Source organism: Protofrankia sp. Cas8 (assembly GCF_963555845.1).
Classification (GTDB): Bacteria; Actinomycetota; Actinomycetes; order Frankiales; family Frankiaceae; genus Protofrankia.
The window spans coordinates 8364-28334 of sequence record NZ_CAUVXI010000002.1; the positions used below are offsets into that span (position 1 = coordinate 8364).

The 19971-nt window shown below is 66.4% G+C and carries 29 protein-coding genes and 1 pseudogene; 28 read left to right on the plus strand and 2 right to left on the minus strand.

Translation table 11 applies throughout. The annotated features are described in order from the left end of the window. Together U9977_RS00575 and U9977_RS00580 are read right to left on the minus strand one after the other, a co-directional pair. Nucleotides 1–301, minus strand: a pseudogene (locus tag U9977_RS00575) (hypothetical protein); the annotation flags it as partial. 108 nt (nucleotides 302–409) lie between these two features. Continuing rightward, nucleotides 410–784, minus strand: a complete 375-nt coding sequence (locus U9977_RS00580; protein ID WP_322747150.1) for a hypothetical protein — start codon at nucleotides 782–784, stop codon at nucleotides 410–412. Nucleotides 785–1021: 237 nt separating this feature from the next. Between U9977_RS00580 and U9977_RS00585 the strand changes: the two genes are divergently transcribed. The 28 genes from U9977_RS00585 (at nucleotide 1022) to U9977_RS00720 (ending at nucleotide 19796) form a co-directional block, all read left to right on the plus strand. Continuing rightward, a complete protein-coding gene (locus U9977_RS00585) occupies nucleotides 1022–2125 on the plus strand; it encodes an RsmB/NOP family class I SAM-dependent RNA methyltransferase (RefSeq protein WP_322747151.1) in 1104 nt (367 codons plus the stop codon). Between the two features lie 337 nt (nucleotides 2126–2462). Continuing rightward, a complete protein-coding gene (gene rpsL / locus U9977_RS00590) occupies nucleotides 2463–2837 on the plus strand; it encodes a 30S ribosomal protein S12 (protein WP_322747152.1) in 375 nt (124 codons plus the stop codon). Beyond that, nucleotides 2837–3307, plus strand: coding sequence for a 30S ribosomal protein S7 (rpsG, locus tag U9977_RS00595; protein WP_322747153.1), 471 nt, complete (start codon nucleotides 2837–2839; stop codon nucleotides 3305–3307). Before rpsL ends, rpsG begins: the two co-directional genes overlap by 1 nt. 5 nt (nucleotides 3308–3312) lie before the next feature. Beyond that, the gene (fusA, locus tag U9977_RS00600; protein WP_322747154.1) at nucleotides 3313–5409 is read left to right on the plus strand and encodes an elongation factor G; all 2097 of its coding nucleotides are present in this window, start codon (nucleotides 3313–3315) and stop codon (nucleotides 5407–5409) included. Between the two features lie 97 nt (nucleotides 5410–5506). Next, nucleotides 5507–6700, plus strand: a complete 1194-nt coding sequence (gene tuf, locus U9977_RS00605; protein WP_131748559.1) for an elongation factor Tu — start codon at nucleotides 5507–5509, stop codon at nucleotides 6698–6700. A 165-nt stretch (nucleotides 6701–6865) separates the two neighbouring features. Beyond that, a complete protein-coding gene (gene rpsJ / locus U9977_RS00610) occupies nucleotides 6866–7174 on the plus strand; it encodes a 30S ribosomal protein S10 (RefSeq protein WP_322747155.1) in 309 nt (102 codons plus the stop codon). 16 nt (nucleotides 7175–7190) lie between these two features. Then, nucleotides 7191–7946: a 50S ribosomal protein L3 gene (gene rplC / locus U9977_RS00615; protein WP_322747156.1), complete on the plus strand. Its 756-nt coding sequence runs from the start codon at nucleotides 7191–7193 to the stop codon at nucleotides 7944–7946. Then, entirely contained in the window at nucleotides 7943–8791 is an 849-nt protein-coding gene (gene rplD / locus U9977_RS00620; protein WP_322747157.1) for a 50S ribosomal protein L4, read from the plus strand. Before rplC ends, rplD begins: the two co-directional genes overlap by 4 nt. Next, nucleotides 8788–9084, plus strand: a complete 297-nt coding sequence (gene rplW, locus U9977_RS00625; protein ID WP_322747158.1) for a 50S ribosomal protein L23 — start codon at nucleotides 8788–8790, stop codon at nucleotides 9082–9084. The genes rplD and rplW overlap by 4 nt, the downstream gene beginning before the upstream one ends. A 76-nt stretch (nucleotides 9085–9160) precedes the next feature. Beyond that, a complete protein-coding gene (gene rplB, locus U9977_RS00630; protein WP_322747159.1) occupies nucleotides 9161–9994 on the plus strand; it encodes a 50S ribosomal protein L2 in 834 nt (277 codons plus the stop codon). Nucleotides 9995–10065: 71 nt separating this feature from the next. Then, a complete protein-coding gene (rpsS, locus tag U9977_RS00635; RefSeq protein ID WP_322747160.1) occupies nucleotides 10066–10347 on the plus strand; it encodes a 30S ribosomal protein S19 in 282 nt (93 codons plus the stop codon). Continuing rightward, nucleotides 10340–10777 carry a 50S ribosomal protein L22 gene (gene rplV, locus U9977_RS00640; protein WP_239310551.1) on the plus strand — a complete coding sequence of 146 codons (438 nt, stop codon included), beginning with the start codon at nucleotides 10340–10342 and terminating at the stop codon, nucleotides 10775–10777. Before rpsS ends, rplV begins: the two co-directional genes overlap by 8 nt. Next, nucleotides 10777–11907, plus strand: coding sequence for a 30S ribosomal protein S3 (rpsC, locus tag U9977_RS26780; protein WP_416210435.1), 1131 nt, complete (start codon nucleotides 10777–10779; stop codon nucleotides 11905–11907). Before rplV ends, rpsC begins: the two co-directional genes overlap by 1 nt. 4 nt (nucleotides 11908–11911) lie before the next feature. Continuing rightward, nucleotides 11912–12328, plus strand: coding sequence for a 50S ribosomal protein L16 (rplP, locus tag U9977_RS00650; protein ID WP_322747161.1), 417 nt, complete (start codon nucleotides 11912–11914; stop codon nucleotides 12326–12328). Further along, nucleotides 12328–12627: a 50S ribosomal protein L29 gene (gene rpmC / locus U9977_RS00655; RefSeq protein WP_322747162.1), complete on the plus strand. Its 300-nt coding sequence runs from the start codon at nucleotides 12328–12330 to the stop codon at nucleotides 12625–12627. Before rplP ends, rpmC begins: the two co-directional genes overlap by 1 nt. A 5-nt stretch (nucleotides 12628–12632) precedes the next feature. Continuing rightward, nucleotides 12633–12995, plus strand: a complete 363-nt coding sequence (rpsQ, locus tag U9977_RS00660; protein WP_416210090.1) for a 30S ribosomal protein S17 — start codon at nucleotides 12633–12635, stop codon at nucleotides 12993–12995. A 130-nt stretch (nucleotides 12996–13125) separates the two neighbouring features. Beyond that, nucleotides 13126–13494 (plus strand): 50S ribosomal protein L14, encoded by a 369-nt coding sequence (rplN, locus tag U9977_RS00665; protein ID WP_131748536.1) that lies wholly within the window; start codon nucleotides 13126–13128, stop codon nucleotides 13492–13494. Between the two features lie 11 nt (nucleotides 13495–13505). Next, nucleotides 13506–13823, plus strand: coding sequence for a 50S ribosomal protein L24 (gene rplX / locus U9977_RS00670; protein WP_322747163.1), 318 nt, complete (start codon nucleotides 13506–13508; stop codon nucleotides 13821–13823). An 8-nt stretch (nucleotides 13824–13831) separates the two neighbouring features. Next, nucleotides 13832–14416, plus strand: coding sequence for a 50S ribosomal protein L5 (gene rplE, locus U9977_RS00675; RefSeq protein ID WP_322747164.1), 585 nt, complete (start codon nucleotides 13832–13834; stop codon nucleotides 14414–14416). Nucleotides 14417–14482: 66 nt separating this feature from the next. Continuing rightward, entirely contained in the window at nucleotides 14483–14668 is a 186-nt protein-coding gene (locus U9977_RS00680; protein ID WP_322747165.1) for a type Z 30S ribosomal protein S14, read from the plus strand. 96 nt (nucleotides 14669–14764) lie between these two features. Beyond that, nucleotides 14765–15172, plus strand: coding sequence for a 30S ribosomal protein S8 (gene rpsH, locus U9977_RS00685; protein WP_322747166.1), 408 nt, complete (start codon nucleotides 14765–14767; stop codon nucleotides 15170–15172). Nucleotides 15173–15183: 11 nt separating this feature from the next. Then, on the plus strand, nucleotides 15184–15720 hold the full coding sequence (rplF, locus tag U9977_RS00690; protein WP_322747167.1) for a 50S ribosomal protein L6: 537 nt from the start codon (nucleotides 15184–15186) through the stop codon (nucleotides 15718–15720). Between the two features lie 11 nt (nucleotides 15721–15731). Beyond that, entirely contained in the window at nucleotides 15732–16100 is a 369-nt protein-coding gene (gene rplR, locus U9977_RS00695; RefSeq protein WP_322747168.1) for a 50S ribosomal protein L18, read from the plus strand. Between the two features lie 49 nt (nucleotides 16101–16149). Then, complete coding sequence (rpsE, locus tag U9977_RS00700; protein WP_322747169.1) at nucleotides 16150–16758, plus strand: 30S ribosomal protein S5; 609 nt, start codon at nucleotides 16150–16152, stop codon at nucleotides 16756–16758. Continuing rightward, the gene (gene rpmD, locus U9977_RS00705) at nucleotides 16758–16943 is read left to right on the plus strand and encodes a 50S ribosomal protein L30 (RefSeq protein WP_322747170.1); all 186 of its coding nucleotides are present in this window, start codon (nucleotides 16758–16760) and stop codon (nucleotides 16941–16943) included. The genes rpsE and rpmD overlap by 1 nt, the downstream gene beginning before the upstream one ends. After that, nucleotides 16940–17434: a 50S ribosomal protein L15 gene (gene rplO / locus U9977_RS00710; protein ID WP_322747171.1), complete on the plus strand. Its 495-nt coding sequence runs from the start codon at nucleotides 16940–16942 to the stop codon at nucleotides 17432–17434. Before rpmD ends, rplO begins: the two co-directional genes overlap by 4 nt. A gap of 416 nt (nucleotides 17435–17850) precedes the next feature. Then, complete coding sequence (gene secY / locus U9977_RS00715; RefSeq protein ID WP_322747172.1) at nucleotides 17851–19143, plus strand: preprotein translocase subunit SecY; 1293 nt, start codon at nucleotides 17851–17853, stop codon at nucleotides 19141–19143. Further along, nucleotides 19143–19796 (plus strand): adenylate kinase, encoded by a 654-nt coding sequence (locus tag U9977_RS00720; protein ID WP_322747173.1) that lies wholly within the window; start codon nucleotides 19143–19145, stop codon nucleotides 19794–19796. The genes secY and U9977_RS00720 overlap by 1 nt, the downstream gene beginning before the upstream one ends. The last annotated feature ends 175 nt before the right edge of the window (nucleotides 19797–19971 follow it).

The window sequence follows — 19971 nt, forward strand, 5'->3', positions numbered from 1 at the left end:
TCAGGGTGGCTACGACGGCGCTGAGCACAAAAGCGCCGAGAATGAGGAGAATGGGGAGAAGTATTCCGCTCGTCCGTAGCTGGAGCAGCCAGTCGTCAATCAGGTCGCGAATTGCGAACGGGGCCATGGCCAGGGCCGTCGCGCCGAGCACCGAGAGCCCGGCGTGCGCCATGGCCGCTCTGCTCTGATCCCTGATGAAATGCTCGATCCGAGCGGCGTCGGGGTTCCCGGTAAGCCAGGAGAACAGACGCCCGTACAGCCACGAGACAGTCGCGGATGTCTTGCGTAGGGCCGTCTTCACCGAGGTCTGCTGATGGTTCGGTTTCCCGAGCCATCCGCTGGCCTCGGAGGGCGACCGGCGAGATGCTGTCATTTTGTGAACCGCTTGCCTGATGTTTCGGTTCGGTAATCAGCCGTCGCTGCGCTGAATGTCTGCGAGCCCGACAGGTGTATGATCGTCATCGTGCTGCCCGGCGGCGTTGTCGATGGTGGTCTCATCGGTACCGGCGTCAGCCGTGGTGCCGTTGCCGGCCGGCCCCGGGGTCGGGGCTGCTGCTGAGCGCCCACCGCCGGTGCGGATACTCAGCATTTCCCGACCGACGGTGTTACCGTCGCGGTCCGCCGGGGAGCGGGTGACCAGCGATGCGAGGATCGGCCTCTCAACGGCTTCAGCCGCGCTGAAAACGGAAATCTCCACGTCCTCGGATACCTCGATAACCAGCCCGAAGGCACTTGACGGGCTGATTTCCTGATTGTGGTCGAGATGCCGGAGAGAAGTAGGCATGATTCCTCCATCGTAGTCATCCGAACTGACGGTGACGAAATCGAAGTTATCGGGGCGGGGATTAACCGGCAAGCATCCAACATCATGACTCGGCTCACACCTTCGGTAGTGCGCGGGTAATCAGTCTCGAAGGTGACACATAGGGAGTGGCCCAGGGCTCGATATCGTTGAGGATTTGCTCGTCAGCGCAGCCGGTCGAACGATTTGATGCGGTGTCGGGAAACGTGACCGCGGATTGTGGCCGACGACGTCGGCCGCCGCTGGATTATCCAGCGCATCGACCACATCAACCGCATCCAGCGCATCGACTGCATCGACCGCATTCGCCAGGTGGGCGGGTTCGGTAGCGTGTCACCGGTGGCCGGGGGTGCGCGGGTCGGTGGAGGAAGCCGGAAACGAACGCTGTTCGTCCGGCGGCTGAGTGAGATCCTGGACATGGCCGAGTCCGAGGTTGTCGCGCGCCTGTCCCTCGACCGGCGCACCGGGGTCCGGGTGAACCGGTTGTCGCCCCTGGGTCCAGCCGAGGTCCGCCGTGCCATCGCCGCGCTCGGGCTCACCCTCGAGCCGCTCGGCTGGTGCCCCGACGGATACCTCCTCGGCGGTGAGAAGCGGGTCCTGTCCGCCTCGGAGATCTTCACCGGTGGCCACGCCTACATCCAGAACATCTCCAGCCTCGTGCCCGCGCTCGCCCTCGATCCGGTGCCGGGGGAGGCGATCATCGACCTGTGTGCGGCGCCCGGCGGCAAGACGGCGCACATCGCCGCGCTGGTCGACAATGACGCGAGCCTGTGGGCGAACGACGGCATCCGGCCCCGGCTGGACAAGCTGCGCGAGGTGACGCAGCAGTTCCACGTCCGGCTCGCCGCCGCCACCTGTCACCCGGCCCAGTACGCGGACAAGTTCGTCGAGGGGCGGTTCGACCGGGTTCTGCTGGACGCCCAGTGCACCGGCGAGGGTCTGGTCGACCTACGTGACCCCGCCACGCTGCGGTACTGGAGCGAGGAACGGGTGACGAACTATGGCTGGCTGCAGCGCAAGATGTTGGTCGCGGCCTGTCGCCTGTTGCGCCCCGGCGGCATCCTCGTCTACTCGACGTGCACGTTCGGGCCGGAGGAGAACGAGGCTCCGCTGAGCTACCTGTTGCGCCACCACCCCGTGCAGGTGTGCCCGATCGAGGTCGACATCGACGGCTGGGCGCCGGGCGCATGGCGGCCGGGCCTGCGGCACTGGCGCTCGGAGACGTTTGATCCGGCGCTCGCCGGCGCTCGCCGGATCCTCCCGGGCAAGGATTTCGAGGGCTTTTTCGTCTGCAAGCTGCAGAAGCTGCCGTCCGCCGGCTAGTGGTTCCGCCCCGGGGGGCGGTGGTTCCGCCACCATCGGAGACCCCCGATTCGACACATCGGTTGCCGGTTCGGTAGTCTCGCCTTCTGCGGCGCTGTGCGCTGCACGTTTGACCTGTGTCTTGTGCCATCCAGTGGCGCTGTGGCCCGTCCTGCCGGGCCGGCGGCGACTTCGGACGGCCCGGCCCCACCTCAGGTGGACGGGCGCACTCCCATGGCAGACCGCTCGGGTTTCCCGACGGTTTTCCGAGGGGGTTCGACACACCCGACCGCGTGGGTCGGACACAGCTGACATATCGGCAGGTACCGGCAGGGACGGAAGAGGAACGGGAGCGGCGTTGCCGACGATCCAGCAGTTGGTCCGCAAGGGCCGGCAGGACAAGGTCGAGAAGACCAAGACCCCGGCACTCAAGGGGAGCCCGCAGCGTCGTGGCGTGTGCACCCGGGTCTACACGACCACGCCCAAGAAGCCGAACTCGGCGCTTCGCAAGGTCGCCCGTGTCCGGCTCCACAGCGGGATGGAGGTCACCGCCTACATCCCGGGGGTGGGGCACAACCTGCAGGAGCACTCGATCGTCCTGGTCCGCGGCGGCCGGGTGAAGGACCTTCCGGGCGTCCGCTACAAGATTGTCCGCGGGACGCTGGACACTCAGGGCGTCCGCAACCGCAAGCAGGGGCGCAGCAAGTACGGAGCGAAGAAGGAGAAGGCCTGATGCCACGCAAAGGCCCGGCTCCCAAGCATCCCGTCGTCGTCGATCCGGTCTACGGCTCACCGCTGGTGACAGCGCTGGTCAACAAGGTTCTCCTGAGCGGCAAGAAGTCGCTGGCCGAGCGGATCGTCTACGGCGCGCTCGAGGGTGCTCGGGAAAAGACCGGTAACGATCCAGTGGTCACGCTCAAGCGTGCCCTCGACAACGTCAAGCCGACGCTGGAGGTGCGCAGCCGCCGGGTTGGTGGTGCCACCTATCAGGTGCCGGTCGAGGTGCGCTCGAGCCGGAGCACGACCCTCGCGCTTCGCTGGCTGGTGGGCTATGCCCGGCAGCGGCGTGAGAAGACCATGACCGAGCGCCTCATGAACGAGCTGATCGACGCGAGTAACGGTCTCGGCGCGAGCGTGAAGCGGCGCGAGGACACCCACAAGATGGCGGAGTCCAACAAGGCCTTCGCCCACTACCGCTGGTAACCGATATGTCTGCTGACGTACCTACCGCGCTGGCCACGACCCGCAACATCGGGATCATGGCCCATATTGACGCGGGTAAGACCACGACCACCGAGCGGATCCTTTTCTACACCGGCGTCAACTACAAGATCGGCGAAGTCCACGATGGCGGTGCCACCATGGACTGGATGGAGCAGGAGCAGGAGCGGGGGATCACCATCACCTCCGCCGCCACCACCTGTACGTGGCGCGACAACATCATCAACATCATCGACACCCCGGGGCACGTCGACTTCACGGTCGAGGTGGAGCGCTCGCTGCGGGTCCTCGACGGTGCGGTCGCGGTCTTCGACGCCGTAGCCGGAGTCGAGCCGCAGAGCGAGACCGTCTGGCGCCAGGCTGACCGCTACAACGTCCCGCGGATCGCGTTCGTCAACAAGATGGACCGGGTCGGCGCCGAGTTCCACCGCTGCGTCGACATGATGGTCGACCGGCTCGCCGCGACCCCGGCTGTCATCCAGCTCCCGTGGGGCGTCGAGGCCGACTTCAAGGGTGTCATCGACCTGGTCGCGATGAAGGGCCTGCTCTGGCACACCGAGGACAAGGGCGCCTCCTACGAGATCGTCGACATCCCGCGTGACCATGCTGAGGCTGCTCAGGAGTGGCGGGACAAGCTGGTCGAGACCGTCGCCGAGAACGACGACAGCCTGATGGAGCTGTACCTCGAGGGCCAGGTGCCCAGCGAGGAGCAGCTGCGGGCGGCGCTGCGCCGGGCGACCCTGGTCGGTTCGGTGAACCCGGTCCTGTGCGGATCGGCGTTCAAGAACAAGGGCGTGCAGCCGATGCTGGACGCCGTTGTCGACTTCCTGCCGAGCCCGGTGGACATCGGTGTCACGGTCGGGCACGCGATGGGTCGCGAGGAGACCGAGGTCTCGCGTGCACCGGATGAGAACGAACCGTTCTCCGCGCTCGCCTTTAAGATCATGACTGACCCCTACGTGGGGAAGTTGACCTATATCCGGGTCTACTCGGGCCGGCTCACCGCCGGATCGCCGGTGCTGAACTCGACCAAGGATCGCAAGGAGCGGATCGGCCGCATCCTGCAGATGCACGCCAACCACCGCGAGGATCGCGACGGTGTCGGTGCCGGTCAGATCGTCGCTGTGGTCGGCCTGAAGAACACGACCACCGGCGACACGCTCTGCGACCCGAACGCCCCGATCATCCTGGAGTCGATGACGTTCCCGGCGCCGGTTATCAGCGTCGCGATCGAGCCGAAGACCAAGGCCGACCAGCAGAAGCTGGGTACGGCCATCGGCCGCCTCGCCGAGGAGGATCCGACCTTCCAGGTCCGGACCGACGACGAGACCGGTCAGACGATCATCGCGGGTATGGGTGAGCTGCATCTCGACGTGCTCGTCGACCGGATGCGCCGCGAGTTCGGTGTCACAGCCAACGTGGGCAAGCCGCAGGTCGCCTACCGGGAGACCATCCGCCGCAAGGTCGAGAAGGTCGACTACACGCACAAGAAGCAGACCGGCGGTTCGGGGCAGTACGCCCGGGTGATCATCGATCTCGAGCCCTCCGGCGGTGACGGCGGTGGCTACGAGTTCGCGAACAAGGTCAGCGGCGGTCGTATTCCACGCGAGTACATCCCGTCCGTCGACGCCGGGTGCCAGGAGGCGATGGAGTTCGGTGTCCTTGCCGGTTACCCCCTCGTCGATGTGAAGGTCACCCTGACCGACGGTCAGTACCACGATGTCGACTCCTCCGAACTCGCCTTCAAGATCGCCGGTTCGATGGCGTTCAAAGAGGCGGCCCGCAAGGCCGACCCGGTCCTGCTCGAGCCGGTGATGGCGGTCGAGGTCACCACACCCGAGGACTACATGGGTGATGTGATCGGCGACCTGAACTCACGGCGCGGGCAGATCCAGGCCATGGACGAACGGTCCGGCGCACGCATCGTGAGGGCGACCGTCCCATTGTCGGAGATGTTCGGCTATGTCGGAGACCTGCGGTCGAAGACATCCGGCCGGGCCTCCTACTCGATGCAGTTCGACTCCTACGCCGAGGTCCCGGCGGGGGTTGCCAAGGAAATCATCGCGAAAGCACGCGGGGAGTGACGGGTGGCCGGGGCGGGGCGCACCTGCGCCGTCCCGGGCCTGACACGACCACGATCATCAGCACGGCACGACACCACCCGTCCTTGGAGGGACACCCGTGGCGAAGCAGAAGTTCGAGCGGAACAAGCCGCATGTCAACATCGGCACCATCGGTCACATCGACCATGGCAAGACCACGCTGACCGCGGCTATCACCAAGGTCCTGCACGACGCACACCCGGAGCTGAACCCCTTCACGCCGTTCGACCAGATCGACAAGGCGCCGGAGGAGAAGGCCCGCGGTATCACGATCTCGATCGCCCACGTCGAGTATCAGACCGACAACCGGCATTACGCCCATGTCGACTGCCCCGGTCATGCCGACTACATCAAGAACATGATCACGGGTGCCGCCCAGATGGACGGCGCGATCCTGGTCGTGTCGGCGACCGACGGCCCGATGCCGCAGACCAAGGAGCACGTGCTGCTCGCCCGCCAGGTCGGCGTGCCCTACATCGTCGTGGCGCTGAACAAGGCCGACATGGTCGACGACGAGGAGATTCTCGAGCTTGTCGAGCTCGAGGTTCGCGAGCTGTTGAGCTCGTATGAGTTCCCGGGTGACGACGTTCCGGTGGTTCGCGTCTCGGCGCTCAAGGCGCTCGAGGGCGACAAGGAATGGGGCGCGAAGCTTCTGGAACTGATGCAGGCTGTCGACGACTCCATCCCGGAGCCGGAGCGCGACATCGACAAGCCCTTCCTCATGCCGATCGAGGACGTCTTCACAATCACCGGACGTGGCACGGTTGTCACCGGTCGTGTGGAGCGAGGTGTCGTCAAGGTCAGCGAGACCGTCGAGATCGTCGGTATCCGGCCGGATGTCACCACGACGACCGTCACCGGTGTCGAGATGTTCCGCAAGCTGCTCGACGAGGGGCGTGCCGGTGACAACGTCGGCCTGCTGCTGCGTGGTGTGAAGCGCGAGGACGTCGAGCGCGGCCAGGTTGTCACCAAGCCGAAGTCGATCACGCCGCACACCAACTTCGAGGCGCAGGTCTACATCCTCAGCAAGGACGAGGGTGGTCGCCACACGCCGTTCTTCAACAACTACCGTCCGCAGTTCTACTTCCGGACCACCGACGTGACCGGGGTCGTGACCCTCCCCGAGGGTACCGAAATGGTCATGCCGGGCGACAACACCGAGATGACGGTCGAGCTCATCCAGCCGATCGCCATGGAGGACGGCCTGCGCTTCGCCATCCGCGAAGGTGGCCGGACCGTCGGTGCCGGTCGAGTCACCAAGATTCTCAAGTAGTCGCCGCGAGCGGCGGGCCGCAGGCCCCGTGGGCTCTTCACGCCCGCCGCTCGCGCGGTGCACGGACGTGTCAACAAGCGGTACATCCGGCGGCAGCTCCGGCCGGGAACGGACCCTGCAGGGCCAGCGAGCCGGACGAGACAGACAGGACAGGCGAAGCCCACCATGGCGGCACAGAAGATCCGCATCCGGCTCAAGGCCTACGACCACGAGATCATCGACAGTTCGGCGCGAAAGATCGTCGAGACGGTGACGCGGACTGGTGCGCAGGTCGCGGGACCGGTGCCGCTGCCGACGGAGAAGAACATCTACTGCGTGATCCGGTCACCGCACAAGTACAAGGACAGTCGCGAGCACTTTGAGATGCGCACACACAAGCGGCTGATCGACATTCTTGACCCGACGCCGAAGACGGTCGACTCGCTGATGCGCCTCGATCTTCCAGCCGGTGTCGACATCGAGATCAAGCTTTAAAGGGGCCGGCGCAGTCATGCTCAATCGCAACTACAGGGGCCTGCTGGGCACCAAACTCGGGATGACCCAGGTATGGGACGCGAACAACCGCATCGTCCCGGTCACAGTGATCAAGGCTGGCCCGAACGTGGTGACGCAGATCAGGACGTCGGATTCGGACGGCTACTCGGCAGTCCAACTCGGTTACGGTGAGGTCGATCCCCGTCGGGTGACGCAGCCGCTGCGCGGTCACTTCGCGCGCGCCGGGGTGCCCCCGCGGCGCCACCTGGTGGAGCTGCGCACGGCGGACGCCGAGAAGTACCGGCCCGGCCAGGAGCTCACCGGCGAGGTCTTCACCGCCGGTGAAGTGGTGGATGTGACCGGGACATCCAAGGGTAAGGGCTTCGCCGGTGTGATGAAGCGGCACGGCTTCAAGGGTCTTGGCGCCGGCCACGGTGTCGAGCGCAAGCACCGCTCGCCGGGTTCGGTCGGCGGCTGCGCCACTCCCGGGCGTGTGTTCAAGGGCCTGCGGATGGCCGGGCGGATGGGGCACGAACGGGTCACCGTCCCGGGCCTGACCGTCCACGCGGTCGACACCGAACGCGGTTATCTACTGATCAAGGGTGCGGTGCCCGGCCCTGACGGGGGTCTGGTGCTCGTCCGCAGTGCGGCCAAGCGTCCCGCCCCTGCCGACTTCGAGCCCGCTGACTTCGAGCCCGTTACCGAGATGGCAGCGCAGCCACCCGCCACGGGCGACAGTGCTGTGACATCCAGCGAGGAGGTGTCGACATGAGCGCAGCGACGACGGCAGAGCGCACCCGGTCGCGGGGTTCCGCGGATGCCACCGCCGAGCCCGAGACCCGCACGATCGTTGTCCACGCCCCCGCCGGTGGCGAGGTCGGCAGCACAGCGCTGCCCGGGGCGGTGTTCGACATCGCATTGAACGTCCCGCTCATCCACCAGGTGGTGGTGGCTCAGCTCGCCGCGGCGCGCCAGGGCACCCACTCGACGCTGACCCGCGGCGAAGTCCGTGGCGGCGGTCGTAAGCCCTACCGGCAGAAGGGGACAGGACGGGCCCGTCAGGGCTCGTTGCGTGCCCCGCAGTTCACCGGCGGCGGCATCGTCCACGGCCCCAAGCCCCGCTCCTACGACCAGCGGACGCCCAAGAAGATGAAGGCCGCCGCGCTGCGCGGCGCCCTGTCCGACCGGGCGCGCAACAACCGGATCCACGTCGTGTCGTCTCTGGTCGCCGGTGAGACGCCGTCGACGAAGGCCGCGGTCACGGCGCTCCGGGCGATCGCGGACACCCGCCGGGTGCTGGTCGTGGCGGCCCGCGACGACGACGTCACCTGGAAGAGCCTGCGCAACGTCCCCGCCGTGCATCTGCTCGATCCCGGCCAGCTCAATACCTATGACGTGCTCGTAAGCGACGATGTCGTGTTCACGCAGGGCGCTCTGGTGACGTTCCTGGCCCGATCGCAGCCGCCGGCGGCAGGGGAGTCCGAAGCTGGCATCCCGGCCGGCGACGCGGAGCCACTGGGAGTCCCGGAGTCGTTGACCCGCCCCGGTCACGACGCGCAAGCCGATGACGACGCGGAAGTCGATGACGACGCGGAAGCCGAGGAGGAAGCCAAGTGATTCCCGATCCGCGTGACGTGATCATCAAGCCGGTCGTCTCCGAGAAGAGCTACGGCCTGCTGGACGAGAACGTCTACACGTTCATCGTGCGTCCGGATGCCAACAAGACTGCGATCAAGATTGCGGTCCAGCAGATATTCAACGTCCGGGTGCTGCGGGTGAACACCATCAACCGCTCGGGAAAGCGCAAGCGCACCAAGGGCGGTTGGGGCCAGCGGAAGTCCACCAAGCGGGCCATGGTCAGCCTGGCCCCCGGGGACGCCATCGAGATGTTCGGAGGCCCTGGTGCGTGACACGCAAGCCGACGAGAACACCGCCAGGCGCCCGCTGGGCCCGGCGCGCCGTAGCTCGGACACGGGTAGGTAGACAATGGGCATTCGCAGGTACAAGCCGACCACCCCCGGCCGCCGTGGCTCGAGCGTGGCCGACTTCGTCGAGATCACTCGTGACCACCCGGAGAAGTCGCTGGTCCGCCCGCTGCACTCGAAGGGCGGTCGCAACGTCCACGGGCGCATCACCACGCGGCACCAGGGTGGTGGTCACAAGCGTGCGTACCGTCTGATCGACTTCAAGCGGGACAAGGACGGCGTGCCGGCCAAGGTCGCGCACATCGAGTACGACCCGAACCGGACGGCACGGATCGCCCTGCTGCACTACGCCGACGGCGAGAAGCGCTACATCCTCGCCCCGGTGAAGCTCAAGCAGGGTGACATGGTCAGCTCGGGCACGACGGCTGACATCAAGCCGGGTAATGCCCTTCCGTTGCGCAACATCCCGACCGGCACGGTGGTACATGCCATCGAACTGCGTCCCGGTGGCGGAGCGAAGATCGCGCGTAGCGCCGGTACAAGCGTGCAGCTGGTGGCCAAGGACGGTCCCTTCGCCCAACTGCGGATGCCCTCCGGCGAGATCCGCAATGTCGACGTCCGGTGCCGGGCGACGGTCGGCGAGGTGGGCAACGCCGAACAGAGCAACATCAACTGGGGCAAGGCCGGCCGGATGCGCTGGAAGGGCCGTCGTCCCACCGTCCGCGGTGTGGCGATGAACCCGGTCGACCACCCACATGGTGGTGGTGAGGGCAAGACCTCCGGCGGCCGTCATCCGGTGAACCCCAAGGGCCGCCCCGAGGGCCGCACCCGTGCCACCCGCAAGGCGAGCGACGCGCTGATCGTCCGTCGTCGGAAGCAGAACAGGCGGCGGTGATCATGATCAATCCCATTCGGTGTCAATCGACGCATGACCATCGGTTCTGAGCAGGAAGGAGGAGACACGCCATGCCACGCAGTCTGAAAAAGGGCCCGTTCGTCGACGACCACCTGCTCAAGAAGGTGGACGTGCAGAACGCCAAGGGCACGAAGAACGTCATCAAGACCTGGTCGCGGCGTTCGACGGTGATCCCGGACATGCTCGGGCACACCATCGCCGTGCACGACGGCCGCAAGCACATCCCGGTGTTCATCACCGAGGGGATGGTCGGTCACAAGCTCGGCGAGTTCGCGCCGACGCGGACCTTCCGCGGTCACGTCAAGGAAGACCGGAGGTCACGCCGTGGCTGACGACCTCGTGGACGGGCTCACCCGGTCCGGTCTGGACGGAGCGAAGGCATCGGCCCGCTATGTCCGGGTCTCGCCGACCAAGGCACGTCGGGTCGTCGACCTGGTCCGTGGCCGTTCCGCCCGCGAGGCCCTGGACATCCTTCGCTTCGCCCCACAGGCGGCCAGCGAGGACGTGTACAAGGTGGTCGCGAGCGCGGTCGCGAACGCCGAGCACAATCACGGGCTTGACCCGTCCACGCTCTGGGTGGGTGAGGTCTACGTCGACGAGGGCCCGACGCTCAAGCGCATCCGTCCGCGGGCGCAGGGTCGTGCCTACCGGATCCGGAAGCGGACCAGCCACATCACGGTCGTCGTTGAAAGCCGGGAACCGGTTTCGGTGACCCGCGGCGCGTCGACCGGCGCATCGCAGACTGCAAGGAGGGCCCGGTAGTGGGGCAGAAGGTCAACCCGCACGGGTTCCGACTCGGGATCACTTCGGAGTTCACCTCTCGTTGGTACGCCGACAAGCAGTACAAGGCGTATGTCGGCGAAGATGTGAAGATCCGTAAGATGATGTCCCGGGGCATGGAGCGTGCGGGTATCAGCCGGGTCGACATCGAGCGGACCCAGGGCCGGCTGCGGGTGGACATCCACACCGCCCGCCCGGGGATCGTCATCGGACGTCGCGGTGCCGAGGCCGACCGCATCCGCGGCGACCTCGAGAAGCTGACCGGCAAGCAGGTCCAGCTCAACATCCTTGAGGTGAAGAACCCTGAGGTCGACGCCCAGCTCGTCGCGCAGGGCGTGGCGGAGCAGCTGTCGAGCCGGGTCAGCTTCCGGCGGGCGATGCGCAAGGCCATGCAGTCGGCGATGAAGGGCGGCGCCAAAGGCATCCGGGTGCAGTGTTCCGGACGCCTCGGCGGGGCCGAGATGAGCCGCTCGGAGTTCTACCGCGAAGGTCGGGTGCCCCTGCACACGCTGCGCGCCGACATCGACTACGGGTTCTACGAGGCCCGGACCACCTTCGGCCGTATCGGTGTGAAGGTCTGGATCTACAAGGGTGACATCGTTCAGAGCCGTGCGGAGCGGGAGGCGCAGGAGGCACTTCAGCGCCAGCACCGCAGGGAGCGTCCGCGCCGTGGGCCGCGTTCGGGTTCGTCGGGTACCACCACCGGCGGCACCGAGGCCGGTCGTGCGGCAGCGCGGCAGGGTGAGCGGCGGGGGGGTCGTGGCAGCGGCGGCGGCGACGCAGCGACGGTAGGCGGTGCCGCTGCAGGCGGTGCCGCTGCGGCCGACGCCAGTCCCGCACCGACCGTCGTTGCCCCGAGCGCGCAGGCGGATGTCCCGGCGGCTCCGGCTCCGGCTCCGGTTTCGGCTCCGCCAGCAGCTCCGGCTCCGGCTGCTCCGGCTCCGGCTCCGGCTGCTCCGGCAGCAGCTCCGGCTCCGACCCCGGCTCCGCCCCCGGTAGCAGCGCCGACCCCGGCTCCGCCCCCGGCAGCAGCGCCGGCCCCGGCAGCAGCACCGGCCCCGGTCGATACCGCCGCGCCCGCGACGCAGGCTGCCCAGGAGACGGAGGGCTAGGACGATGTTGATTCCCCGCAAGGTCGCACACCGCAAGCAGCACCACCCCGATCGTGGTGGCGCGGCCAAGGGCGGCACCAAAATCGCGTTCGGCGAATTCGGCATCCAGGCGCTCGAGTCCGCCTATGTGACGAACCGGCAGATCGAGTCGGCGCGTATCGCGATGACGCGTCACATCCGCCGTGGTGGCAAGGTCTGGATCAACATCTACCCGGACCGGCCGCTGACCAAGAAGCCGGCCGAGACCCGGATGGGTTCCGGCAAGGGTTCACCGGAGTGGTGGATCGCCAACGTCAAGCCCGGACGCATGATGTTCGAGCTCTCGGGTGTGGCCGAGCCGGTCGCCCGGGAGGCGATGCGGCGTGCCATCCACAAGCTCCCGATGAAGTGCCGGTTCGTGACCCGCGAGGGAGGTGCCTGATGGTGACCGCGACCGCGGACGAACTGCGGGCACTGTCCGGGCAGGACCTGGTGGACAAGCTCCGCGAGGCCAAGGAGGAGTTGTTCAACCTCCGTTTTCAGGCGGCCACCGGCCAGCTCTCCAACAACCGTCGCCTGCAGGCCGTTCGGCGCGACATCGCGCGCATCTACACGGTGCTTCGGGAGCGTGAGCTCGGTCTTGTCGATGATCCTGATCTGATCGGAACCGGTGTGGTCGGAGCGGTTGACGGCATCGAGCCGTTGCAGGCAACGGCGGCAATACAGGTGGAACGGGCGTGAATGGGATGACAACGGACGGCACCCCGACGACAGGCAACCCCCCGGCGGAGGCGGCGCCTACCGCGCCGGCCGCCGTGCCGAGGACTGCGCCGGCCGCCGCGTCGGGCGCGACCGCCGATCGCGGCTTCCGCAAGGTTCGTGAGGGCCTCGTGGTCAGCGAGAAGATGGCCAAGACCGTGGTCGTCGCGGTGGAGGACCGGGTTCAGCACCCGCTTTACGGCAAGACCATCAGGCGTACCAAGAAGGTCAAGGCACACGACGAGAACAGTACGAGCGGCGTCGGTGACCGGGTTCTGCTCATGGAGACCCGGCCGCTGTCAGCGACCAAGCGCTGGCGTGTGGTGGAAGTGCTGGAGAAGGCGAAGTAGATCGACCAGCCGATCGTGTAGGACCGGCCGAAGGCGGCGTGATCATGTTCTGTGCGCCGCGGGAGGCATTGGAAGGGTCTAGCGAGCCGGCCGCCGGCAGGCGGGCGCAGACGCAGTTCGGGAGCGGGAAGTGATCCAGCAGGAGTCGCGACTTCGGGTCGCCGACAACACGGGTGCCAGGGAACTGCTGTGCATTCGGGTACTCGGCGGTTCGGGGCGTCGTTATGCCGGTATCGGCGACATCATCGTCGGGACCGTGAAGGACGCCCTGCCCGGGGCCGGCGTCAAGCGCGGCGACGTGGTCAAGGCGGTCGTAGTACGCACTACCAAGGAGCGCCGGCGTCCCGACGGCTCCTACATCCGGTTCGACGAGAACGCCGCCGTGCTCATCCGGGACGGTGGCGACCCCCGGGGTACGCGCATCTTCGGCCCGGTTGGCCGGGAGCTGCGTGACAAGAAGTTCATGAAGATTATTTCGCTGGCGCCGGAGGTGCTGTGACCGTGGCCGGAATGAAGATCAGGAAGGGTGACACGGTCCAGATCGTGACCGGTAAGGACCGTGGTCTCAAGGGAAAGGTCATCAGGGCTTTTCCCGTTGAGGACAAGGTGATTGTCGAGGGTGCGAACAGGGTCACCCGGCACACCCGGGTGGACACCTCGGCCCGCGGCTCGCAGTCCGGCGGGATCGTGACCCAGGAAGCGCCCATCCACGTCAGCAACGTCATGATTGTGGATCCGTCCGACGGCCGTCCGACCAGGATCGGCTACCGCGTCAACGACGACGGTACGAAGGTGCGGATCTCCCGCCGCACCGGCACCGAGCTGTAGGGATCGAAATGACTACTATCACCGAATCCCGAGTCACCGAACCCCGTCCGTTGCCACGGCTCAAGCTGCGGTATCGCGAGGAGATCGCGTCGGGCCTGCGTGAGCAGTTCCACTACCCGAACGTGATGCAGATTCCGACCGTGGTCAAGGTCGTGGTCAACATGGGTGTCGGCGACGCCGCCCGGGACGCGAAGCTCATCGACGGCGCGTTGCGGGACCTCACAGCGATCACCGGCCAGAAGCCGGCCGTTCGTCGGGCGAAGAAGTCCATCGCGCAGTTCAAGCTGCGGGAGGGCATGCCTATCGGGGCGAAGGTAACCCTGCGTGGTGATCGGATGTGGGAGTTTCTGGACCGGCTCGTGTCGGTAGCCCTCCCGCGTATCCGTGACTTCCGGGGCCTGTCACCGAAGCAGTTCGACGGATCCGGTAACTACACCTTCGGCGTGGTCGAACAGTCGATCTTTCATGAGATCGACATAGACCGTATCGACCGGGTCCGCGGCATGGACATCACGGTTGTCACGACCGCTACCAAGGACGACGAGGGCCGCGCGCTGCTTCGCGGGTTGGGCTTCCCCTTCAAGGAGAACTGATGGTAACCGGTGGTGCGATTGTGGTTTTCGCACCACCGGCGGCCAGAGAGAAGGCATGGCAGGCAGATGGCGAAGAAGGCATTGATTGAAAAGTCGATCCGCAAGCCGAAGTTCGGCGTGCGGGGCTACACCCGTTGTCAGCGATGCGGGCGGCCGCGGTCGGTTTACCGGACGTTCGGTCTGTGCAGGGTATGCCTACGGCAGATGGCGCACCGTGGAGAGCTTCCCGGGATCACCAAGAGCTCGTGGTAGCGGGAAAGTTCCGCTGCTGACTCACACCACCCACCGGTTCGCGGCAGGCCCCGGTCCGATATTCCGGGGAACCGCCACGAGGAAGGCTCCAGCCCCATGACGATGACAGATCCAATTGCGGACATGCTGACCCGTGTCCGCAATGCCAACCGCGCATACCACGATCAGGTGGTGATGCCGAACAGCAAGATCAAAACGCATATTGCCGAGATCCTCCAGCAGGAGGGTTACATCGCCGGATGGCACGTTGAGGAGCCGCCGGAAGGCGCCGTCGGCGCGTCCCTCGTCGTGGAGCTGAAGTACGGCCCGAACCGGGAGCGCTCCATCGCCGGAGTGAAGCGCATCAGTAAGCCGGGCCTGCGGGTCTACGCAAAGGCGACCAACCTGCCCAAGGTGCTCGGCGGCCTCGGCGTGGCGATCATCTCCACGTCATCGGGCCTGCTCACCGACAGGCAGGCCAACAAGCGCAGGGTAGGCGGGGAAGTCCTCGCCTACGTCTGGTAGGGGGTCGCGCGATGTCACGCATTGGACGGCTGCCGATCTCGGTGCCCAGCGGCGTGGATGTGTCCATGGACGGCTCGGCGATCGTCGTCAAGGGGCCCAAGGGGACTCTCAGTCATTCTGTAGTGGAACCGATCACCGTCAGTGCGCAGGACGGTCAACTGCTCGTCACCCGCCCGGACGACGAACGCCGGTCGCGGGCGTTGCACGGTCTGACCCGTTCGCTTGTGGCCAACATGGTCACCGGGGTCACCAGCGGATACTCGAAGGCGCTTGAGATCGTCGGCGTCGGTTACCGCGTTCAGGCTCGGGGCTCGGATCTGGAGTTCGCACTCGGTTTCAGTCACCCGGTCGCGGTGAAGGCACCGGAGGGCATCCGGTTCGAGGTGCAGTCGCCGACGCGTTTTGTCGTTCACGGGATCGACAAGCAGCAGGTCGGTGAGGTGGCAGCCAAGATCCGTCGGCTCCGCAAGCCAGACCCGTACAAGGGCAAGGGTGTGCGGTACCAGGGCGAAGTCGTCCGCCGCAAGGTCGGCAAGTCCGGGAAGTAGGGGAACGGATCATGGCTGTCAGTGTCAGCGCCCAGCGGCGTTCGGCGAAGCTTCGCCGGCACGTGCGGATTCGCAAGAAGATCGCGGGTACACCCGCCCGCCCGCGGCTCGTGGTCACGCGCTCGGCTCGTCACATTTATGCCCAGGTCATCGACGACAGCGCCGGCCACACCCTCGTGTCAGCGTCCACGCTGGACGTGTCGCTGCGTGCCACGGACGGCGACAAGACCGCACAGGCGAAGGCCGTCGGGCAACTCGTCGCCGAGCGTGCCCGGCAAGCGGGAATTGCCGCGGTGGTGTTCGATCGTGGTGGTCGGACCTACCACGGCCGGATAGCCGCGCTCGCGGACGCCGCCAGGGAAGGCGGGCTGGAGTTCTGATGCCCCGCCGTTGGACGCGCGGAAACTCAACGAACAGGGAGATGTACTGATGCCAGGCCAGCAGCGCCGCGGAGGCGGCTCCGGCGGCTCTGACCGTCGGGAACGCCGCGACCGCCAGGGCGGCGGTCCGGCGCAGGACAAGAACGCCTACATCGAGCGTGTCGTCGCCATCAACCGGGTGGCGAAGGTGGTCAAGGGCGGTCGGCGGTTCAGCTTCACCGCACTCGTCGTCGTTGGTGACGCGGACGGCACTGTGGGTGTGGGTTACGGTAAGGCCAAGGAGGTGCCGGCCGCCATCGCCAAAGGCGTTGAGGAGGCCAAGAAGCACTTCTTCAAGGTGCCGCGGATCGGCTCGACGATTCCGCACCCGATCCAGGGCGAGGCTGCGGCCGGAGTCGTGTTGCTCAAGCCGGCCTCGCCGGGTACCGGCGTCATCGCCGGTGGCCCGGTACGCGCGGTGTTGGAGTGCGCGGGTGTTCACGACGTCCTGTCGAAGTCGCTGGGCTCGTCGAACCCGATCAACATCGTGCATGCCACCGTCGCGGCACTACGGGGTCTGATGCGTCCCGAGGAGATCGCGGCACGCCGCGGACTGCCGATCGAGGACGTTGCACCGCCGGCGATGCTGCGGGCCCGGGCGGCCGGGGTCGGTGCGTGATGGCACGCTTGAAGATTACCCAGATCCGCTCCGGCATCGGCGGGACGCGAAACCAGCGTGAGACCCTGCGGACCCTCGGGCTCCGTCGAATCAGAGCCACTACTGTCCGCGATGACCGCCCGGAAGTGCGCGGGATGATCGCAACTGTGACCCATCTCGTTACGGTCGAGGAGGTGGATGAATGAGCAACCTGACCAAGACATCCGAGGTGGAGACGGCGGATGCCGCCCGCGGCCGCGGCCTCAAGATTCACCACCTCAAGCCCGCACCGGGCGCCCACAAGGCCAAGATGCGCGTCGGTCGGGGTGAGGGCTCCAAGGGCAAGACCGCCGGTCGCGGTACGAAGGGGTCGAAGGCGCGCAAGCAGGTCCCGGTCCGCTTCGAGGGCGGCCAGATGCCGCTGCACATGCGCGTGCCCAAGCTCAAGGGATTCAGGAACCGGTTCCGCAAGGAATACCAGGTTGTCAATGTCGCCACTCTCGCCGAGCTGTTCCCGGCGGGCGGTGAGATCAGCGTGGATGACCTGGTCGGTGCTGGTGCGGTGCGCCGCAATGCTCTCGTGAAGGTCCTGGGCGACGGGGAGATCGGCGTGGCCCTTAATGTGAGCGCCCACGCGTTTTCCACCAGCGCCCGGGAGAAGATCCTCGCTGTCGGCGGCAGCGTCGTCGAGCTCTGAGGCTGTGCGGCGCCCCGTGCGACGCCAAGCCCCGTCCGGCGCTTGGCGTCGCACGGGGCTTCCGGCGGCGGGGGAGCCCGGTAGCCGGGGAGCCCGGTAGCCGGGGAGATGCATGATTGTTCCGTCTCCGGTTGCGTCCGACCCACAGTTTTGTAACGATAAGCCAGGTCTGTTCTGAATAATCCGAAAGGCCATGGGCCAACTGGCGCCGCCACTGATCCCGGCGGTGACCGACGGTTGTGCCGGCTCCGGGATCGGCCGTGATGCCGGCGCGCTGGATGCCATCGCTGGCCCATGTCGGGACGAGTGGACCGTCTCTACTGTTACAGTCGGCACACCGTGCACCGCCGGTCCTATGTTCGGTCGGGACAGTCGTCCATCGAGTGCGTTTGCCGTGACGATCAGCAGGAGGAGTCGTGCTCACCGCCTTCACGCGGGCCTTCCGCACGCCTGACCTGCGTAAGAAGCTGCTCTTTACGTTCGGGATCATCGTCCTGTTCCGGATGGGCAGCGTGCTGCCGTCTCCGGGGATCTCAACCAGTGCGATCAACCAGTGCCTGTCCTCCGCGAGCGCCGACAGCCGCAACGTCTACTCGCTGATCAATCTTTTCAGCGGGGGCGCTCTTCTTCAGCTCTCCATCTTTGCGCTGGGGATCATGCCGTACATCACGGCGAGCATCATCATCCAGCTGCTGGTCGTGGTCATTCCGCGTCTCGAACAGCTGAAGAAGGAAGGCACGTCCGGCGAGCAGAAGCTCACGCAGTACACCCGTTATCTGACTATTTCCCTGGGAGTGCTACAGGCGACCGGCATCGTCGCGCTCGCCCGCAGCGGCAACCTCTTCCCCGGCTGTTCCACGCCGATCATCCCGGACACCAGCCTGTTCCGCATCGCGGTCATCGTCATCACCATGACCGCGGGCACCGCCGTCATCATGTGGCTTGGCGAATTGATCACGAGCCGCGGCGTCGGCAACGGAATGTCCCTGTTGATTTTCACGTCGATCGCGGCCGCACTGCCGTCGCAGGGAACGCGGATTCTCCAGGTGGCCGGCGGTGTCGTCTTCAGCCTGATTTGTCTGCTTGGTCTGGCGATCGTCGTGTTTGTGGTGTTTGTCGAGCAGTCACAGCGCCGGATCCCGGTGCAGTACGCCAAGCGGCTGATCGGCCGCAGGATGTACGGCGGTACCTCGACCTATCTGCCAATCAAGGTCAACCAGGCCGGCGTCATACCTGTGATCTTCGCGTCGTCCCTGCTCCAGCTTCCGCAGCTGCTCGGTCAGGTCTGGGGCAACAGGACCTTCCAGGATTTCGAACAGCGCTACCTGGCTCGGGGTGATCATCCCCTCTATCTGATTATCTATGCCGGTCTGATCATTTTCTTCACCTACTTCTACGTGGCCATCACTTTCAACCCGACCGAGGTGGCGGACAACATGAAGAAGTACGGCGGTTTCATCCCTGGAATTCGGCCCGGCCGGCCGACCGCGGAGTACCTCGATCGGGTTCTGTCGAGGATCACCCTCCCGGGTTCGCTCTTCCTCGGCGTCATCACGGTGCTGCCGCTGGCGCTGCTGAACCTCACCAAGCAGCAACCGTTCCCCTTCGCCGGCACCTCGGTACTGATCATTGTGGGGGTGGGGCTGGAGACCGTCAAACAGATCGAAAGCCAGCTCATGCTCCGCAACTACGAAGGTTTCCTGCGGTAGTGCGCCTCGTACTGGTCGGACCGCCGGGTGCGGGCAAGGGCACCCAGGCCGCGTTCATCGCCCAGGCGCGGTCGATCCCCAAGATCTCAACGGGAGACATCTTCCGGGCGAACGTCCGAGAGGGCACTGACCTCGGCGTGCTCGCGAAGCGGTACATGGATGCGGGTGATCTCGTTCCTGATGAGGTCACCATCGCGATGGTCCGAAATCGGCTGGCCGAGGAGGACGCCGCCAAGGGCTTCCTGCTTGATGGGTTCCCGCGCAACGTGCCGCAGGCCGAGGTCCTGGGGCAGCTGCTCGAGGGAATGGGTACGCGCCTGGATGTCGTCCTGGAACTCGTCGTCGACGATGATGAGGTGGTGCGGCGGCTGTCCGGGCGGCGGACCTGCCGTAACTGTGGGCACATCTGGCATGTGGACTTCGATCCACCCGCGGTGGAGGGCGTCTGCGATCGCTGCGGCGGTGAGCTGTTCCAGCGTGACGACGACCGTTCCGACACCGTGCGCCACCGGCTGGAGGTCTACGCCGAACAGACCTCACCCCTGGTGGCCTACTACGCGGCAAAGGGCCTGCTGATCGGTCTCGACGCCACCGGCCCGGTGGACAACGTCACCGATCGTGCGTTGGACGCTCTGCGTCACTATGCCAGCTAGGGTCTGCCGCCCGGATGTTGATGAGTGCGTACGGCGGTCTGGGCGGCGATGGGGCAGGGGCGGTTGGCGGTGCCGGCGTTCTCGGTTGCGGCGCCCGTAGGCGGCGCCGTGCCGATTCGGCAGGCAGACTTGGGCGGGACCGCGGTTTCGGGTCACCCGGCCGAAGGGCACGCGA

Excerpts from the sequence above, each read along its gene's own strand:
- rpsQ (WP_416210090.1), top strand. The coding sequence starts at position 12,633 with ATGACAACGGACGGCACCCCGACGACAGGCAACCCCCCGGCGGAGGCG.
- rplD (WP_322747157.1), top strand. The coding sequence starts at position 7,943 with ATGAGCGCAGCGACGACGGCAGAGCGCACCCGGTCGCGGGGTTCCGCG.
- rpsH (WP_322747166.1), top strand. The coding sequence starts at position 14,765 with ATGACGATGACAGATCCAATTGCGGACATGCTGACCCGTGTCCGCAAT.
- rpmC (WP_322747162.1), top strand. The coding sequence starts at position 12,328 with ATGGTGACCGCGACCGCGGACGAACTGCGGGCACTGTCCGGGCAGGAC.
- rpsG (WP_322747153.1), top strand. The coding sequence starts at position 2,837 with ATGCCACGCAAAGGCCCGGCTCCCAAGCATCCCGTCGTCGTCGATCCG.
- rplC (WP_322747156.1), top strand. The coding sequence starts at position 7,191 with ATGCTCAATCGCAACTACAGGGGCCTGCTGGGCACCAAACTCGGGATG.
- U9977_RS00680 (WP_322747165.1), top strand. The coding sequence starts at position 14,483 with ATGGCGAAGAAGGCATTGATTGAAAAGTCGATCCGCAAGCCGAAGTTC.
- rplR (WP_322747168.1), top strand. The coding sequence starts at position 15,732 with ATGGCTGTCAGTGTCAGCGCCCAGCGGCGTTCGGCGAAGCTTCGCCGG.
- rpsS (WP_322747160.1), top strand. The coding sequence starts at position 10,066 with ATGCCACGCAGTCTGAAAAAGGGCCCGTTCGTCGACGACCACCTGCTC.
- rplF (WP_322747167.1), top strand. The coding sequence starts at position 15,184 with ATGTCACGCATTGGACGGCTGCCGATCTCGGTGCCCAGCGGCGTGGAT.
- rplB (WP_322747159.1), top strand. The coding sequence starts at position 9,161 with ATGGGCATTCGCAGGTACAAGCCGACCACCCCCGGCCGCCGTGGCTCG.
- rpsE (WP_322747169.1), top strand. The coding sequence starts at position 16,150 with ATGCCAGGCCAGCAGCGCCGCGGAGGCGGCTCCGGCGGCTCTGACCGT.
- rplO (WP_322747171.1), top strand. The coding sequence starts at position 16,940 with ATGAGCAACCTGACCAAGACATCCGAGGTGGAGACGGCGGATGCCGCC.
- rplX (WP_322747163.1), top strand. The coding sequence starts at position 13,506 with ATGAAGATCAGGAAGGGTGACACGGTCCAGATCGTGACCGGTAAGGAC.
- rplP (WP_322747161.1), top strand. The coding sequence starts at position 11,912 with ATGTTGATTCCCCGCAAGGTCGCACACCGCAAGCAGCACCACCCCGAT.
- rpsJ (WP_322747155.1), top strand. The coding sequence starts at position 6,866 with ATGGCGGCACAGAAGATCCGCATCCGGCTCAAGGCCTACGACCACGAG.
- U9977_RS00580 (WP_322747150.1), bottom strand. The coding sequence starts at position 784 with ATGCCTACTTCTCTCCGGCATCTCGACCACAATCAGGAAATCAGCCCG.
- rpmD (WP_322747170.1), top strand. The coding sequence starts at position 16,758 with ATGGCACGCTTGAAGATTACCCAGATCCGCTCCGGCATCGGCGGGACG.
- fusA (WP_322747154.1), top strand. The coding sequence starts at position 3,313 with ATGTCTGCTGACGTACCTACCGCGCTGGCCACGACCCGCAACATCGGG.
- rplE (WP_322747164.1), top strand. The coding sequence starts at position 13,832 with ATGACTACTATCACCGAATCCCGAGTCACCGAACCCCGTCCGTTGCCA.